This window comes from Micromonospora deserti (assembly GCF_003236335.1).
GTDB lineage: Bacteria > Actinomycetota > Actinomycetes > Mycobacteriales > Micromonosporaceae > Micromonospora > Micromonospora deserti.
The window spans coordinates 1-5,849 of record NZ_POUB01000330.1; the positions used below are offsets into that span (position 1 = coordinate 1).

The window sequence follows — 5,849 nt, forward strand, 5'->3', positions numbered from 1 at the left end:
GGTGTGGTGGTCGTACCGGGGGTCGAAGCCGGGCAGTGGGGCCGGGCAGTCGTTGTAGAGGATCAGCGTGTCGCCCGGCGCGACGGCGGAGAAGTCCACCAGCACGTCGGCCGCCTCCCCGGGAGCGAGCAGCAGCGCGTGCCCGTCGACGTTGAGCACGGTCGGGTCCCGGCGGTCGTACCGGTAGCCCACCGGCCGGTTCGGGATCACCACCGGCGCGGGCAGCAGTCCGCCCTCGGTGCCGATCTGGACCAGCTCGGGGCCGGCGGCGCGGGGGTCGGGGACGCCGCCGTCGCGCCCGTCGGCCGGCCAGCCGGCGGGCCGGTCCGGCGCGCGGACCGCCTCCACCATCGGTACCTCGCCGGCGTCCGCGTCGGCCAGACCGCCGTCCGGGCCCCACATCGGGCCGTTCGAGCGGGCCCGGTAGAGCTGGAGGTTGACGGCGCGGTCCAGGCAGGCGTTGAGGATCCGGAACCGGTACGTCCGCGGCTCCACCTCAACGTATGGGTAGGCGACCCCGTTGACGAGCATGGTGTCGCCGTACGCCTCCGGCACGGCGGAGGGGTGCGGGACGCCCGGGGCCAGCGGCGGCTGGTCCGGATCGGCGATCGGGTCGTGGTGCGGGTTCGGCACCGGGCCGGGGCCGGGATACGCCGGGGTCACGTCGTGTGCCGTGCCGGTGGCGACGTCCGGGGCGCCGTCCGCCGTCCGCGACCACGGGCCGTAGTCCCACCGCCCGGTCGGGTTCGTCCCGCCGGACCGGTACGGGTTCTGCCGCGGCTGGTAGACGTGCGGGTGCCAGAGGCTGCCGCGCGCGCCCCACCGGTCCCGGTCCCAGGTCGGGTCCTCCCCGGCGAGCTGGGTGTCGTCCGGCACGAAGGTCTTGTCCTCGATCACCAGGGGCAGCTGCTCGGCCGGCAGCACCCCGTCGGCGACCAGCTGCTCCTCCGCCGGGTCGGTGAGCAGGTAGAGCGCGAGTTGCCCGGAGTAGACGGTCAGCCGGGCCAGGCCGACCGTGTTGTCGTGGAACCAGAGCAGCCGGCCGCTCTGGTCGTTGGGGTGGTAGAAGGTGGTGGCCCCCGCCCCGGGTGGCGGCATGTCGGGTACTGGGGTCAGCCCGACCCCGCTCGGGTACGGGGTGATCTCGCCCGCCGGCGTGATCCACTGCCACGGGTTGCCGGCGCTGATCCAGCCGGTCTGCGCGCCTGCCAGGTGCAGCACCGCCCGGTTCTGCGGGTAGGGCGCCGGGCCGTCGAGGGGCCCGGGTCCGGCGCCGTGGACCGTCGGGTCGACAGGCAGGAAGAGTTCGCCGGCCGGGCCGGTGGGGAGCTGGTTGATGAACTTGATCCGTACCGGCCGCCCCCGCCGGGCCAGCACCACCGGACCGAGGTGCCAGGGGCGCTCCGGCGGGGCGACGGTGTTGTGCCCGTTGCCGTCGGTGCCCAGGTTGAGCTGCCGGTATCCGCGCAGCCGGGTCGCCGGCAGGTCCCGGTGCAGCCGCTGGCTGTACTCCCGCAGGCCGATCTCGTAGTAGTCGCAACCCGGGTAGCTGAGGGTGTCCGGGACCGCGACCGGCAGGTGGGCGCCGGGTTCCGTGCGGCCCGGCGCGCCGAGGCCGGGCAGCGCGTCAACGAACTTGCGCAGCCCGGTGCCGGGGACAACCTGCCCGTCGGCGTCGAGGACCGGCAGCGGGCTGCGGGCGTGGTTCGGCACCGGACCGAAGCAGCGCGGGACCGCGGCCGGGTCGAGGCTGGCCGGGGCGGGGCCCGGATCGTCCCCGCTCCGGGCCGCCGGCAGTCTCGACCGCCGGGAGCCGTTGGCGGCGTCGGTGCGGGCCACGCGGTCGACCCACGGGATCCGGAGTCTGCGGAACAGGTCCATGGCTCTCCCCGGTGCCGGGCGCGGCGGCCACCACCCCGGCGTGGCGGCCCCGATCGCGCTGCGCTGACGATGCGTGAGGAGTCAACCGCAGCATGCGACGTGCGCGGCGGGTTAGGAAGTACCCAATCGTCCGTATCTGTGGCTGCGGCCCGGATCGGCACCGCGACCACGGGGTGTCGCCGCCCGACACGCCGGATGCCCGGCCGGGTCCGGGGCGTTGCCGCCGGGACCGGCGGCTGGTGGCGTGCCGCCCCCGGCGACTTCCCGACCTGCCGCCCGGGTCACGACCGGTCGGGCTGGCAGACCGGGCACCAGTAGGTGACCCGCTCGCCCAGTTCCTCCTTGCGGATGGCGGTGCCGCAGCGGCGGCAGGGTTGGGCGCGCCGGCCGTAGACGTAGCAGGTCGAGCCCCGGTGCAGCGAGCCGGTGGTGCTCTGCGTCCAGCGCCCCCGGTTCGCGGCGAGCAGCTTCCGCGCCAGGGTGACCATGCCGGCGAGGTCGGGCACCGCGCTCACCGGGGTCCGCGGCGAGACGCCGCGCAGGAAGAGCACCTCGCAGGTGTAGAGGTTGCCGACGCCGGCCAGGTTGCGCTGGTCCAGCAGCGCCTCGCCGATGGGGGCGTCCGGGTGTGCGGCCAGCCGGCGCGCCGCCTCGGCCGGATCCCAGTCCGCGCCGAGCAGGTCGGGGCCGAGGTGCCCGACGAGGGACTCCTCCTCCGTGGTCGGCACCAGCGCCAGTTCGTGCACGTGGTACCCGACGGCGATGGCGCCCGCGCTGCGCAGCACCACCCGGATCAGGTGCGCCGGCCGGGCGGTCCACCGTTCCCCCGGCGCGTACGCCCGCCACGCGCCGTCCATCCGCAGGTGCGAGTGCAACGTCCAGCCCGCCGCGGCGTCGCCGTCGCCGGCCCGCTCCCGGTCACCGGGGGGCGACGCCGGCGGGGCGGCGAGGCGGAGCAGCAGGTGCTTGCCCCGGCTGACCGACTCCCGCACCGTCCACCCGGCGAGGTCGGTGGCGGCCAGTTGCGGCACCCGGAAGTCGCTGCCGGTGAGCCGGACGCCGGCCAGCGCCCGGTGCAGGACGCGGGCGGTGTTCCAGACGGTGTCACCTTCGGGCACCCCACCATCCTCCCTCGTCGAGCGAAATTCACATCTGTCGCTATTTGTACCGAGGTTCCTGTCGATCTCCTGACACAGGCACTATCAGGGAGTTCTGAGGAGAATGCCCATGTCTTGTCCACAACGTCCCATCCGGGCCGCTGTCCTGACCGTCATCCTTGCCCTCGCCCTCCTGCCCGTGACCACCCCCGCGTCGGCCGCCCCGGCCGGCGGTGACCGGTGGACCACCGACCTCTCCCGCGTCGACGGCGACGACGTCAACGTCCGGCACAGCCGCTCCGGGCTCCGCCTGGCCGACCCGCGCCCGGCGCCCGTCCGCGGGCGGCACCGCACCCTCACCGAGGGCCTGTACCTCGCCGCCCCGCACACCCTGCGCCGGCCGGCCACCCGGGTCCGTGCCGAGGTCGCCGCCCGGGTCACCCCCGGCGCCACCGTGGAGACCCAGGTCCGGGGCTGGCGGGCCGACGGCTGGACCGAGTGGCGGGAGGCCACCCGGGGGGCGGTCTTCGACCGGCCGGTCAGCCGGGTGCAGACCCGAGTGGTGCTCACCGCGGCGGCCTCCGGCGCCACCGCCGAGGTGCGCTCCGTCCGGCTCACCGCCGACACCGTCGCCGCCGTCTCCGCCGCCACGCCCGGCCGGGCCTACCGGGTGTACGCCACCCGGGTCGGACTGGTCGGTGAGGTGACCGCCAACGGGCACACCATCCAACCCCGGGACCACTTCGTGGCGCTGCCCTCCCGGCGCGGGCTGGCCCCGCTCAACACCGGCGACTACACGGTGCGGGTCTGCACCACCACCGGCAGCCGGTGCGAGTACGCGCCGGCCTGGGACGTCGGGCCGTGGAACACCCGGGACGACTACTGGAACCTCAGCGCGGTGCGGGAGAACTGGAAGGACCTGCCGCAGGGCCGGCCGCAGGCGCAGGCGGCCTACCAGTACGGCTACAACGGCGGTCGCGACCAGTTCGGCCGGGTGGTGCTCAACCCGGCCGGCATCGACCTGGCCGACGGCACCTTCTGGGACGGCTTGCAGCTCACCACCAACGCCTGGGTCGACGTGGCGTACCTGTGGACCGGCACCGGCCCGCGCGGGGTGGTCGGCGACGGTCCGCTCAACGTCCGCAGCGGCGCCGGCACCGGGTACGCCGTGCGCGGGCTCGCCGCGCGGTACGCCAACGTGCCGGTCGAGTGTTACGTGGTCGGTCAGACGATCGTCGGCCCGTACCGCACCACCAGCCGGTGGAACCGTGTGGCCGCCGGGCAGTACGTCAGCCACGCGTACATCTCCGCGATCTACGGCGGGACGGTGCCGCCCTGCTGACCGCCGCCGGCCGGGGCCGGGACGGGTGGCCGCCGGCCGGCGGGTGCGGTCAGGGGCGCTCGTCGGGCCGGGCCGGGCGGACCATGTCCTGGTAGCGGGGGTGGCTCGCGCCGTAGACGGCGAAGTTGAGCCGGGCGTAGGTCAGGCTCAGGTCGCCGTTGGGGCCGCCCCGCACCACGTCGGCGTCGGCGTCGCCCTGGCCGTCGTCGGTCCAGAAGCAGACCGGGCACGTGCCGCCGCCGGTCCGGGCCGCGCAGCAGGGACAGGTTACGGGAAGCCAGTACTCACCCACCGGGCCAGCATTCCACAGTCGATGCGACGCCGGTATCCGAGTTGATCCGCAGCGGGTCGCCCGGTGCCACGCCGAGCAGGTCGGCGGCTCGGCCGCCGTTCACCGCGACCGCGACCAGGCCGGCGGAGTCGGCGTGCACCACCAGGGCGCCGGCCGGCACGTCGCCGAAGGTCCGCCCGCGCGCCGCGTCCCGCCCGGCCACCCGCAGCCGGCCGGGCAGCGGCTCCAGCAGGGTCGCCGGGGCGGCCAGTTGCACGTTGCCGAAGTGGTCCACGGTCAGCACCTCGGCGGTGAAGCCGGCCGGCTCCGGCCGGACCACCGGCTGCGGCAACCGGACCAGGGTCTCCGGGTCGACCGCCGGCCCGGCCCCGGCCAGCGGCGCGCCGGCGGCCAGCCGCGCCGCCACCGGCGCGAACACGTCCCGGCCGTGGAACGTGCCGGAAACCCGGGCCGGCAGCCACTCCGGGTTGGTCAGCTCGACCGCGGCGGTCACCCCGCCCAGCGCGGCCGCCGCGTCGAGGAGCAGGCCGTTGTCCGGCCCCACCAGCAGCCCTCCCGGCGCGGCCAGGGCCACCCCCCGGCGGGTCGTGCCGACCCCCGGGTCGACCACCGCCAGGTGCACGCCCGCCGGCAGGTGCGGCACCGCCTGCGCGAGCACCGCCGCGCCCCGGCGCACATCCGCGGGCGGCACCAGATGGGTCACGTCGATCACCCGGGCCGCCGGCGCCAGCCGGGCGATCACCCCGTGGCACTGCGCCACGAAGCCGTCGGCCTGGCCGTAGTCCGTGGTGAACGAGATCCACCGCGTGCCGGCCGTCGCGCCTGGTCCGGCTGCGCCCGGCTGCCGGAGTCCCCGCGTGGGCGGCAGAGGTGCGGTTGCCTGCTCGTCCGCCGCCCGGTCCGGGGGCTCGCCCGCTTCGCCCGGCTCGCCCGGCTCGCCGTCGGCGGGCGGCGCCAGCCGCAGCTCCAGGACCAACTCGTCGTGCAGCGGGATCCCGTCCTCGCCGGCGGTCGGGATGCTCGGCTTGAGCCGCCGGGCCCGGTCGACCGCGCCCCGGTCCACCCCCACCAGCCGCAGCCCCCGGCGCTGGTAGAAGCGCAGCGCCCGCAGGTTGTCGTTGGTGGTGATCAGCCAGAGCCGGTTCCGGCCCTCGGCCCGCGCGACCTCGGCCGCGGCCGCCAGCAGCGCGCTGCCCACGCCGCCGCCCGGCGTCGCCGCGACCACGCTGACCACCTC

4 protein-coding genes and 2 pseudogenes are annotated in these 5,849 nt (G+C 76.2%); 1 reads left to right on the forward strand and 5 read right to left on the reverse strand.

Going from position 1 to position 5,849, the window contains the following annotated elements; all coding sequences use genetic code 11:
* A pseudogene (locus C1I99_RS28405) lies at window positions 1–1,881 on the reverse strand (hypothetical protein); the annotation flags it as partial.
* 281 nt (window positions 1,882–2,162) lie between these two features.
* Window positions 2,163–2,999, reverse strand: a complete 837-nt coding sequence (locus C1I99_RS28410) for a zinc finger domain-containing protein (RefSeq protein ID WP_111137278.1) — start codon at window positions 2,997–2,999, stop codon at window positions 2,163–2,165.
* A 109-nt stretch (window positions 3,000–3,108) separates the two neighbouring features.
* On the opposite strand from C1I99_RS28410, the gene C1I99_RS28415 reads away from it, so the two are divergent.
* Entirely contained in the window at window positions 3,109–4,320 is a 1,212-nt protein-coding gene (locus tag C1I99_RS28415) for a DUF8814 domain-containing protein (RefSeq protein WP_111137279.1), read from the forward strand.
* Between the two features lie 49 nt (window positions 4,321–4,369).
* Here the strand turns inward: C1I99_RS28415 and C1I99_RS28420 are convergent, their stop codons facing one another.
* The 3 genes and pseudogenes from C1I99_RS28420 to C1I99_RS34675 form a co-directional block, all read right to left on the reverse strand.
* Entirely contained in the window at window positions 4,370–4,612 is a 243-nt protein-coding gene (locus C1I99_RS28420; RefSeq protein ID WP_111137280.1) for a CPCC family cysteine-rich protein, read from the reverse strand.
* Complete coding sequence (locus tag C1I99_RS28425; protein WP_438941458.1) at window positions 4,605–5,480, reverse strand: SAM hydrolase/SAM-dependent halogenase family protein; 876 nt, start codon at window positions 5,478–5,480, stop codon at window positions 4,605–4,607. The genes C1I99_RS28420 and C1I99_RS28425 overlap by 8 nt, the downstream gene beginning before the upstream one ends.
* Window positions 5,481–5,702: 222 nt before the next feature.
* A pseudogene (locus tag C1I99_RS34675) lies at window positions 5,703–5,846 on the reverse strand (GNAT family N-acetyltransferase); the annotation flags it as partial.
* Window positions 5,847–5,849 lie beyond the last annotated feature (3 nt).

Coding starts and splice junctions, on each gene's coding strand:
- C1I99_RS28415 (WP_111137279.1), top strand. CDS start 3,109: ATGTCTTGTCCACAACGTCCCATCCGGGCCGCTGTCCTGACCGTCATC.